This is a genomic window from Shewanella aegiceratis (assembly GCF_019457495.1).
Classification (GTDB): Bacteria; Pseudomonadota; Gammaproteobacteria; order Enterobacterales; family Shewanellaceae; genus Shewanella; species Shewanella loihica.
This window is the reverse complement of sequence record NZ_CP080416.1, coordinates 2,661,023-2,679,229: the sequence shown is the minus strand read 5'-3', so window position 1 is coordinate 2,679,229 and position 18,207 is coordinate 2,661,023. Positions and strand designations below refer to the sequence as shown.

The window sequence follows — 18,207 nt, the reverse complement described above, 5'->3', positions numbered from 1 at the left end:
TCCCATTTAAAGTTAACAAGAGTGTAACCTGTCGGCAATTTAAGGAAACCGACATTTAGGTGAGTGGTCGAATAAGCAGATTAAGCGGTAAAATCGAGCCAGTAACTGTATTAGTGAAAGCCGAAGAGCTGTTTTATCGGTTTCAGGAAGCGGCGGGAGACGGGAACCGTCTTCCCCGAGTGGGTCAGGACCTCGGCGCCGTTTTCTAAGATAACTATCTCGCTGATCGCCTGGGGCGAGACCAGATACTGCTTATGGCAGCGTACCAGATCTGTCTTCTCCTCCAGCACCTTGAGAGTTAGATGGGTGTGCACCTGCTCCTGTGCCGTGGTGACATGAATGCCGCTGAGATCGCTAAAGGCAAACTCCACCTCTTCGACGTTGATCACCTTGAGACGGTTACCGCAGTAGCAGGGGACATGTTCGAGCATCGTTGGCAACACGGCATCGAGTGGCACTTGGTGCAGGTCTCTGCGCACCCTGGATATAGTGGTGGCCAGGCGCGCCTCGTCCACGGGTTTGAGCAGATAGTCGAAGGCATGATTGTCGAAGGCCTTGATGGCGTATTCATCGAAGGCGGTGACAAACACGACCCTGGGCATGCTGTCGGGATCCAACATGGCCACCATCTCGAGCCCGCTTATCTTGGGCATCTGAATATCGACGAAGATCAGCTGCGGCTTGAGCTTGCCTATGGCCTGCATCCCCTCGATGGCGTTACTGCATTGGCCTATCACCTCGAGATCGGGATAGGCTTGAAGTTGGTCGTTGAGGGCTTCGCGGGCAAAGGGTTCATCATCGATAATTAAGCAAGTGATCACGCTGTGGGTTCCGTTTGTGCCACATCATTTAGCGGCAGGGTAATAATGACTTGAGTAAAACGGTCCTTCTCGCAGTTGATCTTAACGCCATAGTGGGGGCCAAATAGGCTCTGGATCCGCTTATGGACGATGGACATACCTAATCCTGAGGTGTCTGCATTGAGCTCTTCTCGATACAGACCTGCATTATCTTTTACTTCCAATATTAATAAATTTTGCTCGGCTCTGCCACTGACCCAGATTTCCCCGGGCTCCAGCAGGTGTGAGGTACCATGCTTCACCGCATTCTCTATGATGGGCTGCAGGGTAAAGGCCGGTAGGCGGTACTGATGCAGCGTGGCTGGAATGTCGATATGCACGCTGAGCTTATCGATAAATCTCGCCTTTTCTATGGTGAGATAGGCGTCAATATGTTCCAGCTCGTCGCTGAGGGTCACCAGGCCTGTGGTGCGCTTGAGGTTGATGCGCAAAAACTGCGACAGATGTTGCAGCAGCTGCCTCGCCATCAGGGGATCTTTGCCTATGATGGCGGCGATGGTGTTGAGCGCGTTAAACAGGAAATGGGGATTGACCTGCGCCTGCAGCAGTTTGAGCTCTGCCTGAGTCAGCAGGCTCTGTTGCAGCTCGTAGCGACCATAGAGGATCTGGTTACTCATCAGCCTGGCGATCCCTTCACCCAGCGTGCGGTTGATGTTGAGAAACAGCTTATTCTTAGGCTCATAGAGCTTGATGGTGCCTATCACTTCAGACTCGCACCTCAATGGGATCACCAAACTGGAGCCGAGGCGACACTGAGGCGAGATTGAGCAGGCATAGGGGGTCTCCACACCGTCGGCGAACATGACGCAGTTCTGCTCTATGGCATCTTGGGTGATCTTAGATGAGATGGGCGTGCCGGGAATATGATGGTCGTCACCGATGCCGATGAAGGCCAGTAGCTTCTCCCTGTCGGTGATCGCCACCGCGCCGACATTGGTCTCCTCTAAGATGATCTGCGCCACCTTAGTGCTGCCCTCCTGATCGAACCCCTTGGAGAGGATCCCCACGCTGCGCTCGGCAATCTTAAGTGCCTTGGTGGAGAAGGCTGAGGAGAGCTTGTCGAACATGGTCTTCTGATCCCGCACCATGCTCATGAAGAGGGCGGCGCCGATGGAGTTGACCGTCAACATGGGCAGGGCTATCTGTTTCACCAGGGCTAGGGCCTCGCCATAGGGTTTGGCGATGGCCAGGATCAGCGCCATCTGTAACATCTCGGCGGAGAAGGTGACCAGGGCGACCAGCAGCGGCGCATAGACCATCTCGCTGCGGTTTTGCTTACGCAGGTAATAGCCGACTATGCCCGCCGATAGGCCCTCTAACGTGGTGGAGATGGCACAGGCCAAGTCGGTAAAGCCGCCCATGCTGTATCTGTGCAGGCCGCCGGTTAGGCCCACCAAAAAGCCGGTAACCGGTCCGCCTAACAGGCCGCCGAGCACGGCGCCCATGGCGCGGGTATTGGCGATGGCATCGTTGGTCTGCTCGCCAAAATAGGTGGCCATGATGCAGAAACCCGAGAAGATAAGATAGATGTAGATCTTATGAGGCAGACGGGTTGCCGTCTCGGCAAATAGCTTAAACAGTGGCGTCTTACTCAGCAGGTACACTATGACCAGGTAGAGGCACATCTGTTGGGTGAGCAGGAGGATTAAAGGCATAGAAACTTGGGTACTCGTGTGGGAGAGGCCTTAGTGATCCTCAGCATAGCACTGGCGCTGGTTTTAGGACAAGGGCGGGCTTTGGGCTCGGGATCAAAGTTTCTGCTACCGAGATAGGTTATAAAGAGATATCTATTTTATATCTTTTAGGAAGAGTATGTCAGATTCAATTCATGGCCATCAGGTGATGGAACTTATGTTGTCCCTGGGCCGCGCAATATCTAAGGGGGAGCTGACTCAGCTCATGCATAAGGAGTTTGGTGAGCAGGCTCGTTATCATACTTGCTCGGCCAGCGAGATGGACGCCCAGGAGCTGATCGCGTTTCTCGAGCGTAAGGGTAAGTTTACCGAGTCGGCCGAAGGGATAGCCACCGCAGCCGATCGTATCTGTAATCACTAACGACTTGTCATCAACGACTTGTCATCAACTAATAGCCACTAACGAATAGCCCCTACGGATGACTAGTCTTGGCTGAGCTCTATTAGCACCTCTAGCTCGGCCTTGGATTTTCTGGCGAACTCGGTGATCATCATACGGATCAGCCGAGACTTGGCGACCTTGCTCTCCTTCGCCAGCGTATTGAGCTGGGCTATGCTGGTCTCGGTCAGGGTGAAGGTGGCGTGGCGAAAGATGCGACTCGCCTGTTTCTTCTGATTGACCGTGGTGTTGGTTTTGCGCGATTTCTTGACGCGATTGGCAAGGCTCGGCTGACCAAACGCATAGTTGTTGGCATCCTCGATAAAATCTTCAACCGACAATTTCTTGCGAGGTTTGGATTTACGACGTTTAAGATCAGTTAAGCTCATAGGAATTTTCTGGTGGTATCGCAAACAGTTCATCGGCGATAGCACGTATCTCGGCGGCGGCTTTTCCATCCGGTTCGATTTCGATGACCGACGATCCCTGTTCTTCACTGTCATCGTAGACGTTGCGGCTAAAGGTTACCGCGTCCAATACCCTCAGCCCAAATGACTCAACCACCTCTTTGGCCTCCAATATGCGTTTATATTGGCTGGGCAGCGCAGGGCATTGCGTCATCACCACGGTTGCAACCATCTTAGGGTTAACCATCTTACAGGTGCTGAGCATATCTTCCATATGGGGGAGGGTCTTGAGATCGCGCCGCTTGGGCCTGAGTGGCAGCACCACATAGGTGGCTACCGACATGGCCGCACGCATCGCCAGGTTATCCTGACCGCCACAGTCGACGATCACATAGTCAAACCTTTGGTCCAACCCAAGCAGATCATTACGAATTTTACCGTACAGTTGGATACAGTTGATCGCAGGCAGGCTGGCATCTTCGTTACGGGCCTGGATCCAGTCTGAGGTGGTGCGCTGGGGATCACAGTCGACCATCAATACGTTGGCATTGAATTTTTGAGTGATATGTACGGCGATATTCTGGGCCAGGCAACTCTTGCCCGCGCCGCCTTTCTCACCCCCAACAAGCAGAATCATAGCGTGTCTCCCTCAAGCATTGGCACTGATTTATGTCGCAGAACTTGTGCTGTTTAGTATAGAACAGAGTTATGGATACTGCCTGAACTCCCGTTTTTAGTTCACTGAAAAGCCTAAATAATTTGCATCGCAACCTGGAAACGGTGCGGGGCACATTCGCTGCAGCGACACACCTGAGCCTTGATGCTGTTTTGTTTATCTGTGTTGGGATTGAAGGTAACGGTGAGCAGCTCGCCCAGGGTAAAGGCCTGCTTGTATTCAATCAGCACACCACGACGTGCCAGATCCATACAGATAGCATCATCTGTGTGCACCACGCCTAAGCCATCTGTCCATGAGATCTGTATGCGTTCGGCTTCCATGTCAACCCGCAGGGATTGACGGCGTTCTTCAAAATCTTCGTGGCTTTGATCCATCAGAGTATTCCTTGCTGTTAGAGATAGGGGTAAAGCCTTTTAAACGTAGCACAGTTTATGAGGGAAATAATAGTTATAACAACATGAATAACGGTTAGTTATTTGCAGGCGAGCTGATGGGGTAAACCGGCTAGTGAGGAGCGATGAGGAGTGAATAGGCGCACAGTGACGCTTGAGGGATTTACGTGTGTCGGCCGAGTCAGGCATTTTGTGATAAGAGGGGCGGCACTTACCGTCTTAATAGCATACCGTCTTAATAGCTTACCGCCCCATAACTTGCTGGCCATTGCCAGCCTAGAGCTCACTGGCTCTTAAACAGGCTAGTGGTCGTCCTCTTTGCGCGGATAGGGGAGTTTTAGCTGACCCCAGCGGATCACGATAACCGTGCTGGCAAGCACCAGGGTAGATACTGAGATAGCCAGAATGCGCCAGTCTTCCATTCCCTTCATATCCAATATCAGATAACGGGCCAGGGCGACGATGGCGATATAGAGCGGCATCCGCACCGGCAACTTACCCGACTCGGCGTAGTTGGCCACCATGGCCAGCACCTCAAGATAGATGAAGAGTAGCAGTAGATCCGCCAGTGCCACCTCTCCCATCTTGATGATGTGCGCTATCTCTTGCCCTATGGCCACTATGGTGGCGATGGCGATGATAATTAAAACAAAATGTTCTATTGCTTTGAGGCTTTTAGAGCCATATTGCGTGTAGAGTTTTCCCATAAATAGCGCTCAATTGTGTTTTTATAGATGGTAACAAGTATTGAGCGCTACGCCAGCGTCTGGGTGTGATGCTTTTCACAATCTGACGCTTTAGCCTCTGTTAGGCGCCTAGCCCGGTCTGCCATCTACCCTTGGCGTGAGCAAAATGGGGGCATAGCAGATAACGAAGGTGCCAAAGGCGAAAATCCAGGCGACCAGTGCGATGGTTAGCCAGAGCATAAACTGCGCCGGGAACAGGCTGGCCAAGACCCGGGTGATGGTCGAGATAAGGATCAGCGCAAAAGCACCCGTCATCACCTTAGGTGGCAAGAGGTTGCGACCCGTGTGACCTAGCGAGACTCTGGCCATCATCGCCAGGATCATGCCGCCGAGTCCCCCCACCGTCATGGCATGCAGACCGGCGGAGACGCTGGCGCCCACAGCGATCAGCAGCAGACCCACAGGGATGCAGAGATAGCTCAGATGTAGCGACCAGAGCAGTGGCACGCCAAAGGTAGACTGCACGCCCCAGCGGGACCAGCGCACCAGTAGGGTGATCCCGGCCACGGCGGCGCAGAGCATTATTGCAAGAGACTGACCGATAAGCATGGCGATAAAGAGTGCCATCAGGCTGACGAAGGTGAGCTTTTCCAGCCAGGAGATGTTGTCCAGTCGCTGCCACTGTGTGGCTCTGTCGGTGAAGAAGGGGATCACCCGACCGCCGATGAGGGCCACTATGGTCACCATCAAGATGGTGGCGCCGTGAAACGCATGGGACACCAGCAGGCTGTTTTGGCTGCTGACGCCGTAGTAACTCAGGGCGTTGGCTACCGTCAGCAGGAGGAGAATGGGGATGAAGGCAAAGTTGCGCCACTGCCTGACGGCAATCACCTGTCTCGCCAGTACCAGCGCGGCCGCCGGAGCGAAAAGCAGATCCAGCATGGCGACCACCTCAAATGTGCCCCATTGATTGTTTGCCAGCAAGATGCGCGGCGCCAGCCATAGCAGGAAGAGGGCGCCTAGCGGCCAGCCCTTGATGCTCTTCTGGCCGGTCCAGGTCTGGGCGGCGGTTAACAGGAAGCCGGCGACAATCGCCATTACGAAGCCGAATAGCATCTCATGGCCATGCCACCATAGCGGATTTCCATGGGGCGTGAAGCCGAGACGACCGGTGAGAAAGCTTCCCCACAGCGCCAGGGCGACCAGGCTGAACAGGGCGCCAAACAGGAAGAAGGGACGAAATCCCAAACGCAGCAGGGCGAGTTTGGGTTGGAGATGGGCGGGTTCGTCTATGTTAAGCATACGCGTCTCATTAAATATCCGAGTAATTATGTCAGATATTATAAGGTGTAATTTATATGCATGTAAATAAGCGCAGCTTGCTTTTAATGAATGTCGATTGAATCAGGGCAGCGGCTTTGAATGAAGGTGGCTTCTTCATCTGGGACGGTAATTTCGCGTGGTGGCTTTTAACAAGGCGCACTCTTGAGGAAAGCTTACGGCAACTAACAGTTGAACGTAGGACAGACATAGAGAAAAGCGCTACTCATAGACAGAAACAAAATCTATTAACAGATGTCTTAATTTTCAGGCAAAAAAAAACCGCCATGAAGGCGGTCTTTAGCGTGCGATGCTGTTTAATCCGGGGATTAACGCTTTAGGGCATCGCTCAGCAGAGGGCGGAAGCTCTTCACCATGGCAACAGTCGCCTTAGGGCTACCAGCGATGATGTTGCCTGAACCCATGTAGCCATGGTTACCGGTAAAGTCGGTAACGGTACCGCCGGCTTCACGGACGATCAGATCGCCAGCGGCTATATCCCAAGGCTTGAGACCGATCTCGAAGAAGGCGTCCATACGACCCGCTGCTACGTAAGCCAGATCCAGGGCGGCTGAACCTGCACGGCGCAGATCGGCACATTGGCTAAAGGTAGAAGCAAAAAGTTTCATGTAAGTTTCAGTGTGTTGCTTCGCCTTGAAGGGGAAACCTGTACCCACGATGGCCTCATCAAGATCGCTCGCCTTGCTTACGCGAATACGGAAATCGTTTAGCTTGGCGCCTTTACCGCGCACAGCAGTGAACAGCTCGTCACGAACAGGATCGTAGACGACGGCAACTTCTGTCTTGCCTTTGTGTTGTACGGCGATAGATACCGCGAAATGAGGGATGCCTCTAACAAAGTTGTTAGTGCCATCCAGAGGATCGACAATCCACATGTAGTCGCTGTTTTGACCCTTGTTCTCACCATTTTCTTCACCAACTATGGTGTGGTCCGGGTACGACTTGCGGATTTGATATGTAATGGCAGCTTCTGCTTCTTTATCTACGTTAGTCACGTAGTCATTGATACCTTTTGCGCTAACTTCTACACGGTCGAGTTCGGTATAGGCACGCATAATTGTTTGGCCGGCGGCGCGAGCGGCGCGCACGGCGATGGTCTGCATCGGATGCATTACAATCCCCTGGATGTTAAAGAACAGATATAAATAATCGGCGCGTATTATACGCTTTTCAATCGTTATATCAAATATAGATTTTTATATTAAGGGATCCCCTTGCGCTGTGATACCATCAATCCACTGTTCTATAGAAAGAAATCAAACTTGTTTCATGCTTAGCAATATTCGTGTCGTTCTCGTAGGAACCACTCATCCAGGTAATATAGGTTCAACCGCCCGTGCCATGAAAACCATGGGCCTTTCCACGCTTTATCTCGCCGAGCCCAAGGTGGCACCCGATGGCCAGTCTGTAGCCCTTGCCGCCGGGGCGTCGGATATCCTTAAACATGCGGTGACCGTCGATTGTCTGGAAGATGCCATCGCAGACTGCAGCCTGGTGATCGCCACCAGTGCTCGCAGCCGCACCCTGGACTGGCCCATGTTGGATCCCCGCCAGGCGGGTGAGAAACTCGCCGGCGCCGCCGTTAACGGCCCAGTAGCCATCGTCTTTGGCCGCGAGAGTAACGGTCTGAGCAACGACGAACTGCAAAAGTGCAACTATCATGTGACCATACCGGCCAATCCTGAGTACACCTCGCTTAATCTGGCCCAGGCGGTGCAGATCATCTGTTATGAGGCGCGTGTTGCGCACCTCGCCATGGATCCCGAGACGGTAGAAGAGCAGGCGTATCCCCTGGCCAAGGAGCAGGAAAACTTCTTCGTTCACCTGGAGAAGACCCTGTTGTCGACCGGATTTATCATCAAGCAACATCCGGGGCAGGTGATGACTAAGCTCAGACGCCTCTTTAGCCGGGCGAGAATCGAGAGTCAGGAGATGAATATTCTCCGCGGTATCCTGACCTCGGTGGATAAGAAGGTTGAATTGGCACAGCAGGCCACACAAGACGCACAGTCAACGAAGGAATAATAGAGCCATGGGCGTGATTTCCAGAATTAAAGATGACATAGCCTCCATCTATCACAGAGACCCGGCGGCAAACGGTACCCTAGAGATCCTGCTCAACTACCCTGGTATGCAGGCGATTTGGATCCACCGTGTCAGCCATAAGCTTTGGAAGGCCAAGTGGTGTCTCACCGCACGCATGATCTCTACCTTCTCCCGTTGGCTGACCGGGGTGGAGATCCATCCTGGTGCCACCATAGGCGACCGTTTCTTCATCGACCACGGTATGGGCGTGGTGATAGGTGAGACTGCCGAGATAGGCAACGATTGTACCCTTTACCATGGTGTCACCCTGGGAGGAACGACCTGGCAGGCGGGCAAACGTCACCCGACCCTGGGCAACAATGTAGTAGTGGGCGCCGGCGCCAAGATCTTGGGGCCGATCACCATGCATGATGGGGCGCGTGTCGGCTCTAACTCTGTGGTGGTCAAAGAGGTGCCAAAAGATACCACTGTGGTGGGGATCCCTGCCCGTGAGGTGGCCAGGCCCAGCGAAGAGGCCAAGGAGCATGTTCAGCGCCGCACCGAGATGGCCAAGAAATATGGCTTCGATGCCTACGCGGTATCGCCCGATAATCCGGACCCTGTGGCCAATGCCATCGGCAAGATGCTGGATCATATGCACCTGATGGATTCTAAGGTGCAAGAGGTGTGTCAGGCCGTGCAGAGCATGGGCGGCAGCGTCTGTACCGAGCGCCTTCCCGAGCTTGAAGTGGGTGAATTTAGCGACGCCGAGCAGGCCGCGGCCGAGAAGCGCCAGCAGGCGATAGATGAGTTTGATCCCATTATTTGATAAAGAGTGAGATTTATTGCCCTCTGAGCGTTGAATCTTTGCCTTGAAACAGGTTAAATACCCCAGCAACGAAGCAGGGTATTTCCTGTTTCCGATAACGTCCTTAATACCTGACTAATCTGCTAGGTTTTATACTTGACTAAAACAGTCAAGTATGGTTGAATTGACCTAAGCATTTTAGAGAGCAGTGGTAGCTATGAAACTAACTTCAAAAGGTCGGTATGCGGTAACGGCAATGTTAGACGTTGCAATGCATTCTACTTCTGGCCCGGTCCCATTAGCTGACATCTCCGAGCGTCAGGGAATCTCCCTTTCCTATCTTGAACAACTCTTCGCTAAATTACGTAAGCATGGTTTAGTCTCCAGCGTCAGAGGACCCGGTGGCGGTTATCGTCTCGGTTTCGACGCGAGCGACATCTCCGTGGGCATGGTGGTTAGGGCGGTAGATGAGTCGGTCGACGCCACACGTTGTCAAGGTTTGGGAAATTGTCAGAGCGGCACCCGATGTTTAACCCATTCGCTCTGGGGCGATTTGAGCAAACAGATTTCAGATTTTTTAAATGGCATTAGCCTTGCGGGTCTGATGAACAAGCGAGATGTGCAATTTATCTCAATCAAGCAAGACAAGATGCAACAGGAACAAAGGGTAACCCTGTAAGTTAACTTTGTTATTAATTATTACTATATGTACGTGGTTAAGTGGTCGCGCCATGACTACTCAGTACGGAGTGTGAGATGAAGCTTCCTATTTATTTAGATTACGCTGCTACGACGCCGGTCGATCCGCGCGTGGCAGAGAAAATGATGCAATACATGACGATGGACGGGATTTTTGGTAACCCCGCTTCACGTTCTCACCGTTACGGCTGGCAGGCCGAAGAGGCGGTGGATATCGCCCGTAACCAGGTCGCCGAGCTGATCAACGCCGATCCACGCGAGATCGTTTTCACCTCGGGTGCTACCGAGTCTGACAACCTGGCCATCAAGGGTGTTGCGCATTTTTATCATAAGAAAGGCAAGCACATCATCACCAGCAAGACAGAACATAAGGCTGTGCTGGACACCTGTCGTCAGCTAGAGCGTGAAGGCTTCGAGGTGACTTACCTTGAGCCTGAGTCAAACGGCATCATCCCTATCGAGAAGCTCGAAGCGGCGATGCGTGAAGACACCATACTGCTCAGCCTGATGCATGTTAACAACGAGATAGGCGTGATCCATGATATCGACGCCATCGGCGAGCTATGCCGTGCCAAGAAGGTGATCTTCCACGTGGATGCTGCTCAGAGTGCCGGCAAGCTACCTATCGACCTGCAACAGAGCAAGGTCGACCTCATGTCTATCTCGGCGCACAAGATGTACGGCCCTAAAGGCATTGGCGCCCTGTATGTCCGTCGTAAGCCACGTATTCGTCTGGAAGCGACCATGCACGGTGGTGGACACGAGCGTGGCATGCGCAGTGGTACCCTGGCGACTCACCAAATTGTGGGCATGGGGGAAGCGGCGGCGATTGCCAAGTCCGACATGGAAAGCGATAACGCCCGTATCCGTCGTCTGCGCGACAGACTGTGGGACGGCATCAAGCATATCGAAGAAACCTATATCAACGGTGATGCAGAGCAAAGATACTGCGGCAGCCTGAACGTCAGCTTTAACTTCGTCGAAGGTGAGTCTTTGATGATGGCGCTGAAAGATCTGGCGGTCTCTTCTGGTTCTGCCTGTACCTCAGCAAGTTTAGAGCCTAGCTATGTGCTTCGTGCATTAGGATTAGACGATGAAATGGCGCACAGCTCAATCCGTTTCTCTATTGGTCGTTTCACGACTGAAGAGGAGATTGACCATGCGATCGAGACCATTACCAAGTCTATCGGTCAGTTGAGAGAGATGTCTCCATTGTGGGAGATGTTTAAAGATGGTGTTGACTTGTCAACAGTGCAGTGGGCACACCATTAATCCGGCCGATAAACGAATAGAGATTGGAGCAGAATCATGGCTTACAGTGAAAAAGTAATAGATCATTATGAGAACCCGCGTAACGTAGGTTCATTCGACAAGAACGACCCTTCAGTGGTTACCGGTATGGTAGGTGCGCCTGCCTGTGGTGACGTTATGAAGCTTCAGCTGAAGATCGACGACAACGGTATCATCGAAGATGCCAAGTTCAAGACTTACGGCTGTGGTAGCGCTATCGCGTCAAGCTCTCTGGTCACCGAGTGGGTGAAGGGCAAGACGATTGAAGAAGCGCAAGCGATTAAAAATACGGATATTGCTGAAGAGCTTGCCCTACCGCCTGTGAAAATTCACTGCTCAATCTTGGCTGAAGACGCCATCAAGGCAGCGTTAGACGAGTACAAGGCTAAGCACGAAAAGTAATAGTCGGAGTAATAATGGCAATAACGATGACACCGGCGGCGGCCGATCGAGTAAGAAGCTTCTTGGCCAACCGCGGTAAAGGTATCGGATTACGTTTGGGACTGAAGACGTCCGGCTGCTCCGGCATGGCGTACGTGCTGGAGTTCGTCGACGAACTCAACGACGACGATGAAGTTTATGAGATCGATGGGGTGAAAATCATCATCGATGCCAAGAGCTTCATCTACCTGCAAGGGATCGAGTTAGATTTCGTCAAAGAGGGACTCAACGAGGGCTTCCAGTTCAACAACCCCAATGCAAAAGGGGAGTGTGGCTGCGGCGAGAGCTTCACCGTTTAGAGCGAATCGAGATACATGAACTATTTTGAGTTGTTTAGTTTATCGCCATCGTTTGAGCTAGATACCGCTGTGCTTTCAGAGCGGTATCGCGAACTGCAGCGTGCGGTGCACCCTGACAAGTTTGCCAATGCCAGCGAGCAGGACAAGCGCCTGGCGGTGCAGCACACCGCCCAGGTCAACGATGGTTATAACACCCTGAAACATCCCATCTCGCGCGCCGAGCACATGCTCTGCCTCAAGGGAATCGACCTCAGCCACGAATCCACCACGGTTAAAGACACAATGTTTTTAATGCAGCAGATGGAGTGGCGCGAGGCGCTGGAGGAGATTGCCGATAGTGACGATCCCGACGAGGCTATCGAGCACTTGCATCAATCCTTTGGCGAGTATCGCAGCGACATCACGGCGCAGCTCGCGCAAAAGATAGGCAGTGAAGAGGCTTCAGTCCTGGAGCAGGCCGCCGACCTGGTGCGTAAACTCAAGTTTATGGATAAGTTGCAGGCGGAACTCGAGCGAGCCGAAGACGCTCTCTATTAAGCGCGAATGTTTTTTATGGCTCTGTCGTCGATTACGGTCGACTGAGCCTTTATTTTTTTAAGTTGGAAAGATATGGCACTTTTGCAGATCGCTGAACCCGGACAGAGCGCCGCACCGCACCAGCACAGGCTGGCGGTAGGCATTGACTTAGGTACGACCAACTCACTAGTGGCGGCCGTGCGCAGCGGCGTAGCCGATACCCTGGCCGATGAATCCGGCCGTCATGCCCTGGCTTCCGTTGTGCGTTACAGTGAAGACGGAGTTCAGGTTGGCGTGGATGCCGAGCGTTTCTCCGCCCAGGACCCGCTCAATACCGTGGTCTCTGTGAAGCGTTTCATGGGCCGCAGCCTGAGTGATATTCAGGCCAAGGACGCCTCGTTACCTTATCATTTCTCTGCCAGCGAAAATGGCCTGCCACTGTTCAACACTCAGGCGGGGCAGTTTAACCCCATTCAGATCTCTGCCGACATCCTAAGGCCGCTAGTGGATCGCGCCGAGAAGACCCTTGGTGGTTCCCTAGAAGGCGTAGTGATCACTGTGCCAGCCTATTTCGATGACGCTCAGCGTCAGGGCACCAAAGAGGCGGCAAACCTGCTTGGTGTCAAGGTGCTGCGTCTGCTCAACGAACCGACGGCGGCGGCCATCGCCTATGGTCTGGACTCAGGCCAGGAAGGGGTGATTGCCATCTATGATCTGGGCGGCGGCACCTTCGATATCTCTATCCTGCGCCTGAACAAAGGCGTGTTTGAGGTTCTGGCGACCGGCGGCGACTCGGCGCTGGGTGGTGATGACTTCGACCACGCCCTGGCCGAACATCTGCAGAGTAGCTGGCAACTGACCAGCCTCACTGCCAGTGAGCGCCGCGCACTTTTAATCGAGAGTCGCCGCGTGAAAGAGGCCCTGACCGAACAGGCAAGTGTGACCGCGAGTCTGACCCTGGAGCAGGGCAACGTTCACGAACAAGTTGTCGACAAGGCGCAGTTTGACGCCTTGATCGAATCTCTGGTGAAGAAGACTATCGCCAGCTGTCGCCGCGCGCTGCGCGATGCGGGGATCAGCAACGATGAAGTGCTGGAAACCGTGATGGTGGGCGGCTCGACCCGCGTGCCTCTGGTGCGTGAGCGCGTCGAAGGCTTCTTCGGTAAGGCGCCGCTGACCTCAATCGATCCTGATCGTGTGGTCGCCATCGGCGCCGCGATTCAGGCTGATATTCTGGTGGGTAACAAGCCAGAATCGGATCTGCTATTGCTGGATGTGATCCCGCTGTCGCTGGGTATCGAAACCATGGGTGGCCTGGTGGAGAAGGTGGTGTCTCGTAACACCACGATTCCGGTCGCCCGCGCCCAGGAGTTCACCACCTTTAAGGATGGTCAGACGGCCATGGCATTTCATGTGGTGCAGGGTGAGCGTGAGCTGGTGGCCGATTGTCGCTCCTTGGCACGCTTTACCCTCAAGGGCATTCCGCCTATGGCAGCCGGCGCGGCGCATATTCGCGTCACCTTCCAGGTCGATGCCGATGGCTTGCTCAGCGTGACCGCCATGGAGAAGTCGTCTGGCGTGCAGGCGAGCATTCAGGTGAAGCCTTCATTCGGTCTGACCGACGAAGAGATCGGCACCATGCTCAAAGATTCGATGGCCCATGCCAAAGAGGATATCGAGCGCCGCATGTTAGCGGAGCAGCAGGTAGAAGCGGCCAGGGTATTAGAGTCCCTGTCGGCGGCGCTGGCCAAAGATGGCGATCTGCTGGACGAAGCGGAAGCGGCGACCATCCAGGCGGGCATGGCCAATTTGGCACAGGTGGCGAGCCAGTCTGATACTGACGCCATCGAGAAGGCAATTGCTGCGCTGGATGATGCCAGCCAGGACTTTGCCGCGAAACGTATGGATAATTCCATTCGATTGGCGCTCAAGGGCCAGTCGGTTGACAATATATAGGTAACAATATGCCTCAGATAGTTTTTTTACCCCATGAAGAGTTATGCCCGGACGGCGCGGTAGTCGAGGCCCAAGTGGGCGAGACTGTGCTGGATGTGGCGCTGCGTAACGGCATCACCATAGAGCACGCCTGTGAGAAATCCTGTGCCTGTACCACTTGTCATGTGATCATCCGTGAAGGCTTCGATGAGCTGGAAGAGAGCGATGAGCTGGAAGATGACATGCTGGATAAGGCCTGGGGCCTCGAGCCTGAGAGCCGTCTGTCGTGCCAGTCTAAGGTACCTGACAGCGATCTGGTGGTAGAGATCCCTAAATACACCATCAACATGGTGAGTGAAGGCTAAGACTGATTAGCGTATTAGCTATCTCAAAGAAAGCCGGTCTATCAGATCGGCTTTTTTGATCCCGCTATCTGCCTAGGGGCTAAACTTAAGGGATAAGCATTTGCGATAGAGGTAAGACAATGAAATGGATAGATTCTCTCGATGTGGCGCTCAGTCTGCTCGAGGCCCATCCCGATGTGGATCCCGCCAAGATCCGCTTTACCGATCTGCGGGAATGGATCCTGGACCTGGATGAGTTTGACGACGACCCAAACCATTGTAACGAACGGATCCTGGAGGCGATTCAGGCCTGCTGGATCAACGAGTACTGAGCCTGTATCGAGGTTTAAAGTCTCGCTTGCTTACTAGCTGGTTTCGATTTGCACATGCCAGTTTGCTAGCCGGATCGCGCCAGCCTAGATGACGGTTTGATGAATGTCTCATTCATCTCGCTATAAAGGTAGGTTTTTCGGATTTAATTTCGTATAATCCGCGCGAATTTTTAAAAACCTGTTTAATGAAGGAAGCTAGACATGGCTATCGAACGTACTTTTTCTATCATCAAGCCTGATGCTGTTGCTAAAAACCACATCGGTGCTATCTACAACCGTTTTGAAACCGCTGGCCTGAAAATCATCGCTTCTAAAATGGTTCACCTAAGCAAAGAACAAGCTGAAGGCTTCTACGCCGAGCACAGCGAGCGTCCTTTCTTCGGCGCACTGGTTGAGTTCATGACTTCTGGTCCTATCATGGTTCAAGTACTGGAAGGCGAAAACGCTGTTCTGGCTAACCGTGAAATCATGGGTGCAACTAACCCTGCTGAAGCGGCTCGTGGCACTCTGCGTGCTGATTTCGCTGACAGCATCGACGAGAACGCCGTTCACGGTTCTGACGCCGTTGCTTCTGCAGAGCGTGAAATCGCTTACTTCTTCAGCGCTGAAGAACTTTGTCCACGTACTCGTTAATTCGAGTCTGATGCAAAACTCTCGAAAAGGAGCCTTAGGGCTCCTTTTTTGTGCCCGAAATTTACTGCAAAAAAATAGTGCGGCAAAATAGTACGGCGAAATAATACGATAAAGTAGCCCTAAGTAAACTGTGAAGAGAAGTCGATGAAAATTGTAGCCGATGAAAACATGCCCTATGTCGAAGCCCTGTTTGCCGATCTTGGTGAGGTGGTGATGGTCGATGGCCGCACCCTGACCCAGGCTCAGGTAAAAGATGCCGATGTGCTGCTAGTGCGCTCCGTCACTAAGGTGAATAAGAGCCTACTGGACGGCTGCGACAAGCTCTCCTTTGTGGGCAGCGCCACTATAGGCATGGACCATCTGGACTTGGACTATCTTAAGCAGCGCGGCATCTTCTGCACCAATGCACCGGGCTGTAATGCGGTGGCCGTCGGTGAGTACGCCTTCAATGCCATGCTGGAGCTGGCCAGACGCTTTCACAGCCCGCTTAAGGGCAAGACGGTCGGCATAGTCGGCGCGGGTAACACGGGCACGGCGCTGCAAAAGTGTCTGCAGGCTTATGGGGTGAAGACCCTCCTGAACGATCCCTTGCTCGAAGAAGCGGGTGATGCGCGTGAGTTTGTCTCGTTAGATACGCTTATTGAGCGCTGTGATGTGATCTCTTTGCATGTGCCCCTGACTCGAGATGGCGAGCATCCCACCCACTATCTATTTGACAAGGCACGCCTTAACACACTCGGTGAAGGCACCTGGCTGCTGAACTGCTGCCGCGGTGAGGTGATCGATAACCGCGCGCTTCTCGAGGTGAAACAGCGGCGCAGCGATCTCAAGCTGGTGCTCGATGTATGGGAGGGGGAGCCGCTGCCAATGCCTGAGTTGGTGCCACTGGTTGAGATAGCCACCCCACACATAGCCGGCTATAGCCTGGAGGGTAAGGCCCGCGGCACCTTTATGCTATATCAGGCCTTGATGGCGCAGCTGGGCAGGGAGGTCGACAAGTCGCTTGCCAGCCTGTTGCCAGTGCTCTGGAGTCATCAGTTGTCGCCCTTGTCTGTGCCCGATGAAAAGGCCTTGCTCAGCCTGGTGCGACTGGTCTATGACCTACGCGATGACGACGAACTGTTTCGCCAGCGCTTTCAAAATAACAAAGGCTTCGACCTGATGAGAAAAAATCATAAGCATCGACGTGAATTTAGCGCGTTAATGCTAGCCAATACCGCGGGTTCTGATGTAGATTGGTTGCTCGAATTAGGTTTTTCAGGAGTCGGTCTGTAATTATGTCGCAGGAATTTAACGTCGTCGTTTTAGGTGCATCGGGAGCCGTGGGTCAAACAATGATTGAGATCCTCGAAGAGCGCAACTTTCCCGTTGCCAACTTGTATCCTCTGGCCAGTAGTCGTAGTGCGGGCGACACGGTAACTTTCCATGGTAAACAGGTCGAAATTTTAGATGTGGAGACCTTCGATTGGTCTCAGGCGCAGATAGGTTTCTTCTCGGCGGGCGGTGACGTGTCGGCCAAGTGGGCGCCCATCGCCGCCGAACACGGTTGTGTGGTGATCGATAACACCTCGCACTTCCGTTACGACATCGATATCCCTCTGGTCGTTCCCGAGGTGAACCCACAGGCGATCGCCGATTTCCGTAATCGCAACATCATCGCCAACCCGAACTGTTCGACTATCCAGATGCTGGTTGCCCTTAAACCTATCTATGATGCTTACGGGATCTCACGTATCAATGTGGCGACCTACCAGTCGGTATCTGGCTCGGGCAAGCAGGCTATCGAAGAGCTGGCTAATCAGTGCGCCAAACTGCTTCAGGGGCTGCCGGTAGAGCCTACGGCGTACCCTAAGCAGATCGCCTTTAACGTGTTGCCGCAGATCGATAAGTTTATGGACAACGGCTACACCAAAGAAGAGATGAAGATGGTCTGGGAAACCCAGAAGATCTTCGGCGATGACCAGATAGTAGTTAACCCAACCGCGGTACGTGTACCGGTATTCTACGGTCACTCTGAGGCGGTACATATCGAAACCGTGCAGCCGGTGAGCGCCGAGGATGTTAAGGCCGTGTTGCGTGATGCGCCGGGTGTTGAGCTGTTCGAGTCTAACGAAGAGTACCCAACGGCGGTGACTGAGGCGGCAGGAACCGATCCTGTATACGTGGGCCGCGTGCGCGAAGATATCTCTCATCCTAACGGCATCAACCTCTGGGTTGTGTCTGATAACATTAGAAAAGGCGCGGCGCTCAACAGCGTGCAGATCGCCGAAGTCTTGGTCAGAGACTACTACTGATCCCTGGCCCTGACGGGCTAAGTAGCGCATAAGTGGAGAAAAAGCCTGCAGTTTGCAGGCTTTTTTTGTGTGATCACTTGTTTTTGAAATGTGAACAGTAGCAGGCCACCTAAAACTGGTTTATAGTAATCTCAATAAATACAATTGCCTAAA

22 protein-coding genes are annotated in these 18,207 nt (G+C 53.2%); 14 read left to right on the top strand and 8 right to left on the bottom strand.

What is annotated here, in order from left to right:
• Positions 1-110: 110 nt before the first annotated feature.
• Entirely contained in the window at positions 111-821 is a 711-nt protein-coding gene (gene btsR / locus K0H80_RS11875; RefSeq protein WP_220071713.1) for a two-component system response regulator BtsR, read from the bottom strand.
• A complete protein-coding gene (locus K0H80_RS11870) occupies positions 818-2,515 on the bottom strand; it encodes a sensor histidine kinase (RefSeq protein ID WP_220071712.1) in 1,698 nt (565 codons plus the stop codon). Before K0H80_RS11870 ends, btsR begins: the two co-directional genes overlap by 4 nt.
• A 157-nt stretch (positions 2,516-2,672) precedes the next feature.
• On the opposite strand from K0H80_RS11870, the gene K0H80_RS11865 reads away from it, so the two are divergent.
• A complete protein-coding gene (locus tag K0H80_RS11865) occupies positions 2,673-2,915 on the top strand; it encodes a YecH family metal-binding protein (protein WP_041406649.1) in 243 nt (80 codons plus the stop codon).
• Positions 2,916-2,977: 62 nt separating this feature from the next.
• Here K0H80_RS11865 and K0H80_RS11860 read toward each other — a convergent pair whose 3' ends face one another.
• The 6 genes from K0H80_RS11860 to suhB all read right to left on the bottom strand — a co-directional run bounded on the left by K0H80_RS11860 (position 2,978) and on the right by suhB (position 7,550).
• On the bottom strand, positions 2,978-3,322 hold the full coding sequence (locus K0H80_RS11860; RefSeq protein ID WP_220042713.1) for a replication protein RepA: 345 nt from the start codon (positions 3,320-3,322) through the stop codon (positions 2,978-2,980).
• Positions 3,309-3,977, bottom strand: a complete 669-nt coding sequence (locus K0H80_RS11855; RefSeq protein WP_011866122.1) for an AAA family ATPase — start codon at positions 3,975-3,977, stop codon at positions 3,309-3,311. The genes K0H80_RS11860 and K0H80_RS11855 overlap by 14 nt, the downstream gene beginning before the upstream one ends.
• A 113-nt stretch (positions 3,978-4,090) precedes the next feature.
• Positions 4,091-4,393 carry a PilZ domain-containing protein gene (locus K0H80_RS11850; RefSeq protein WP_220071711.1) on the bottom strand — a complete coding sequence of 101 codons (303 nt, stop codon included), beginning with the start codon at positions 4,391-4,393 and terminating at the stop codon, positions 4,091-4,093.
• A 320-nt stretch (positions 4,394-4,713) separates the two neighbouring features.
• Positions 4,714-5,118: a phosphate-starvation-inducible protein PsiE gene (locus tag K0H80_RS11845; protein ID WP_011866120.1), complete on the bottom strand. Its 405-nt coding sequence runs from the start codon at positions 5,116-5,118 to the stop codon at positions 4,714-4,716.
• Positions 5,119-5,226: 108 nt separating this feature from the next.
• A complete protein-coding gene (locus K0H80_RS11840) occupies positions 5,227-6,399 on the bottom strand; it encodes an NnrS family protein (RefSeq protein ID WP_220071710.1) in 1,173 nt (390 codons plus the stop codon).
• 347 nt (positions 6,400-6,746) lie between these two features.
• The gene (gene suhB / locus K0H80_RS11835) at positions 6,747-7,550 is read right to left on the bottom strand and encodes an inositol-1-monophosphatase (protein WP_011866118.1); all 804 of its coding nucleotides are present in this window, start codon (positions 7,548-7,550) and stop codon (positions 6,747-6,749) included.
• A 157-nt stretch (positions 7,551-7,707) separates the two neighbouring features.
• On the opposite strand from suhB, the gene trmJ reads away from it, so the two are divergent.
• The 13 genes from trmJ (at position 7,708) to K0H80_RS11770 (ending at position 18,054) form a co-directional block, all read left to right on the top strand.
• Positions 7,708-8,463 (top strand): tRNA (cytosine(32)/uridine(32)-2'-O)-methyltransferase TrmJ, encoded by a 756-nt coding sequence (gene trmJ / locus K0H80_RS11830; RefSeq protein WP_220071709.1) that lies wholly within the window; start codon positions 7,708-7,710, stop codon positions 8,461-8,463.
• A gap of 7 nt (positions 8,464-8,470) precedes the next feature.
• On the top strand, positions 8,471-9,292 hold the full coding sequence (cysE, locus tag K0H80_RS11825) for a serine O-acetyltransferase (RefSeq protein WP_011866116.1): 822 nt from the start codon (positions 8,471-8,473) through the stop codon (positions 9,290-9,292).
• Positions 9,293-9,488: 196 nt separating this feature from the next.
• On the top strand, positions 9,489-9,950 hold the full coding sequence (gene iscR / locus K0H80_RS11820; RefSeq protein WP_011866115.1) for a Fe-S cluster assembly transcriptional regulator IscR: 462 nt from the start codon (positions 9,489-9,491) through the stop codon (positions 9,948-9,950).
• Positions 9,951-10,027: 77 nt separating this feature from the next.
• Complete coding sequence (locus K0H80_RS11815; protein ID WP_220071708.1) at positions 10,028-11,242, top strand: IscS subfamily cysteine desulfurase; 1,215 nt, start codon at positions 10,028-10,030, stop codon at positions 11,240-11,242.
• 36 nt (positions 11,243-11,278) lie between these two features.
• Entirely contained in the window at positions 11,279-11,662 is a 384-nt protein-coding gene (gene iscU, locus K0H80_RS11810; RefSeq protein WP_011866113.1) for a Fe-S cluster assembly scaffold IscU, read from the top strand.
• A gap of 14 nt (positions 11,663-11,676) precedes the next feature.
• A complete protein-coding gene (gene iscA / locus K0H80_RS11805; protein ID WP_011866112.1) occupies positions 11,677-12,000 on the top strand; it encodes an iron-sulfur cluster assembly protein IscA in 324 nt (107 codons plus the stop codon).
• Between the two features lie 15 nt (positions 12,001-12,015).
• Positions 12,016-12,537, top strand: coding sequence for a co-chaperone HscB (gene hscB / locus K0H80_RS11800; RefSeq protein ID WP_220071707.1), 522 nt, complete (start codon positions 12,016-12,018; stop codon positions 12,535-12,537).
• A 72-nt stretch (positions 12,538-12,609) separates the two neighbouring features.
• A complete protein-coding gene (gene hscA, locus K0H80_RS11795; protein ID WP_220071706.1) occupies positions 12,610-14,472 on the top strand; it encodes a Fe-S protein assembly chaperone HscA in 1,863 nt (620 codons plus the stop codon).
• A gap of 8 nt (positions 14,473-14,480) precedes the next feature.
• Positions 14,481-14,816, top strand: coding sequence for an ISC system 2Fe-2S type ferredoxin (gene fdx, locus K0H80_RS11790; RefSeq protein WP_011866109.1), 336 nt, complete (start codon positions 14,481-14,483; stop codon positions 14,814-14,816).
• Positions 14,817-14,935: 119 nt separating this feature from the next.
• Entirely contained in the window at positions 14,936-15,127 is a 192-nt protein-coding gene (gene iscX / locus K0H80_RS11785) for a Fe-S cluster assembly protein IscX (RefSeq protein WP_220071705.1), read from the top strand.
• A gap of 201 nt (positions 15,128-15,328) precedes the next feature.
• Positions 15,329-15,760, top strand: a complete 432-nt coding sequence (gene ndk / locus K0H80_RS11780) for a nucleoside-diphosphate kinase (protein WP_011866107.1) — start codon at positions 15,329-15,331, stop codon at positions 15,758-15,760.
• A gap of 144 nt (positions 15,761-15,904) precedes the next feature.
• Positions 15,905-17,035 (top strand): 4-phosphoerythronate dehydrogenase, encoded by a 1,131-nt coding sequence (locus K0H80_RS11775; protein WP_220071704.1) that lies wholly within the window; start codon positions 15,905-15,907, stop codon positions 17,033-17,035.
• 2 nt (positions 17,036-17,037) lie between these two features.
• A complete protein-coding gene (locus K0H80_RS11770) occupies positions 17,038-18,054 on the top strand; it encodes an aspartate-semialdehyde dehydrogenase (protein ID WP_220071703.1) in 1,017 nt (338 codons plus the stop codon).
• Positions 18,055-18,207 lie beyond the last annotated feature (153 nt).

What these genes read in the sequence shown, in the direction of transcription:
- K0H80_RS11850 (WP_220071711.1), bottom strand. Translation starts at nt 4,393, where the DNA reads ATGGATCAAAGCCACGAAGATTTTGAAGAACGCCGTCAATCCCTGCGG.
- iscA (WP_011866112.1), top strand. Translation starts at nt 11,677, where the DNA reads ATGGCAATAACGATGACACCGGCGGCGGCCGATCGAGTAAGAAGCTTC.
- hscB (WP_220071707.1), top strand. Translation starts at nt 12,016, where the DNA reads ATGAACTATTTTGAGTTGTTTAGTTTATCGCCATCGTTTGAGCTAGAT.
- cysE (WP_011866116.1), top strand. Translation starts at nt 8,471, where the DNA reads ATGGGCGTGATTTCCAGAATTAAAGATGACATAGCCTCCATCTATCAC.
- K0H80_RS11775 (WP_220071704.1), top strand. Translation starts at nt 15,905, where the DNA reads ATGAAAATTGTAGCCGATGAAAACATGCCCTATGTCGAAGCCCTGTTT.
- hscA (WP_220071706.1), top strand. Translation starts at nt 12,610, where the DNA reads ATGGCACTTTTGCAGATCGCTGAACCCGGACAGAGCGCCGCACCGCAC.
- iscR (WP_011866115.1), top strand. Translation starts at nt 9,489, where the DNA reads ATGAAACTAACTTCAAAAGGTCGGTATGCGGTAACGGCAATGTTAGAC.
- K0H80_RS11860 (WP_220042713.1), bottom strand. Translation starts at nt 3,322, where the DNA reads ATGAGCTTAACTGATCTTAAACGTCGTAAATCCAAACCTCGCAAGAAA.
- trmJ (WP_220071709.1), top strand. Translation starts at nt 7,708, where the DNA reads ATGCTTAGCAATATTCGTGTCGTTCTCGTAGGAACCACTCATCCAGGT.
- ndk (WP_011866107.1), top strand. Translation starts at nt 15,329, where the DNA reads ATGGCTATCGAACGTACTTTTTCTATCATCAAGCCTGATGCTGTTGCT.
- K0H80_RS11815 (WP_220071708.1), top strand. Translation starts at nt 10,028, where the DNA reads ATGAAGCTTCCTATTTATTTAGATTACGCTGCTACGACGCCGGTCGAT.
- K0H80_RS11855 (WP_011866122.1), bottom strand. Translation starts at nt 3,977, where the DNA reads ATGATTCTGCTTGTTGGGGGTGAGAAAGGCGGCGCGGGCAAGAGTTGC.
- K0H80_RS11845 (WP_011866120.1), bottom strand. Translation starts at nt 5,118, where the DNA reads ATGGGAAAACTCTACACGCAATATGGCTCTAAAAGCCTCAAAGCAATA.
- K0H80_RS11870 (WP_220071712.1), bottom strand. Translation starts at nt 2,515, where the DNA reads ATGCCTTTAATCCTCCTGCTCACCCAACAGATGTGCCTCTACCTGGTC.
- iscU (WP_011866113.1), top strand. Translation starts at nt 11,279, where the DNA reads ATGGCTTACAGTGAAAAAGTAATAGATCATTATGAGAACCCGCGTAAC.
- K0H80_RS11865 (WP_041406649.1), top strand. Translation starts at nt 2,673, where the DNA reads ATGTCAGATTCAATTCATGGCCATCAGGTGATGGAACTTATGTTGTCC.
- K0H80_RS11840 (WP_220071710.1), bottom strand. Translation starts at nt 6,399, where the DNA reads ATGCTTAACATAGACGAACCCGCCCATCTCCAACCCAAACTCGCCCTG.
- K0H80_RS11770 (WP_220071703.1), top strand. Translation starts at nt 17,038, where the DNA reads ATGTCGCAGGAATTTAACGTCGTCGTTTTAGGTGCATCGGGAGCCGTG.
- fdx (WP_011866109.1), top strand. Translation starts at nt 14,481, where the DNA reads ATGCCTCAGATAGTTTTTTTACCCCATGAAGAGTTATGCCCGGACGGC.
- iscX (WP_220071705.1), top strand. Translation starts at nt 14,936, where the DNA reads ATGAAATGGATAGATTCTCTCGATGTGGCGCTCAGTCTGCTCGAGGCC.
- suhB (WP_011866118.1), bottom strand. Translation starts at nt 7,550, where the DNA reads ATGCATCCGATGCAGACCATCGCCGTGCGCGCCGCTCGCGCCGCCGGC.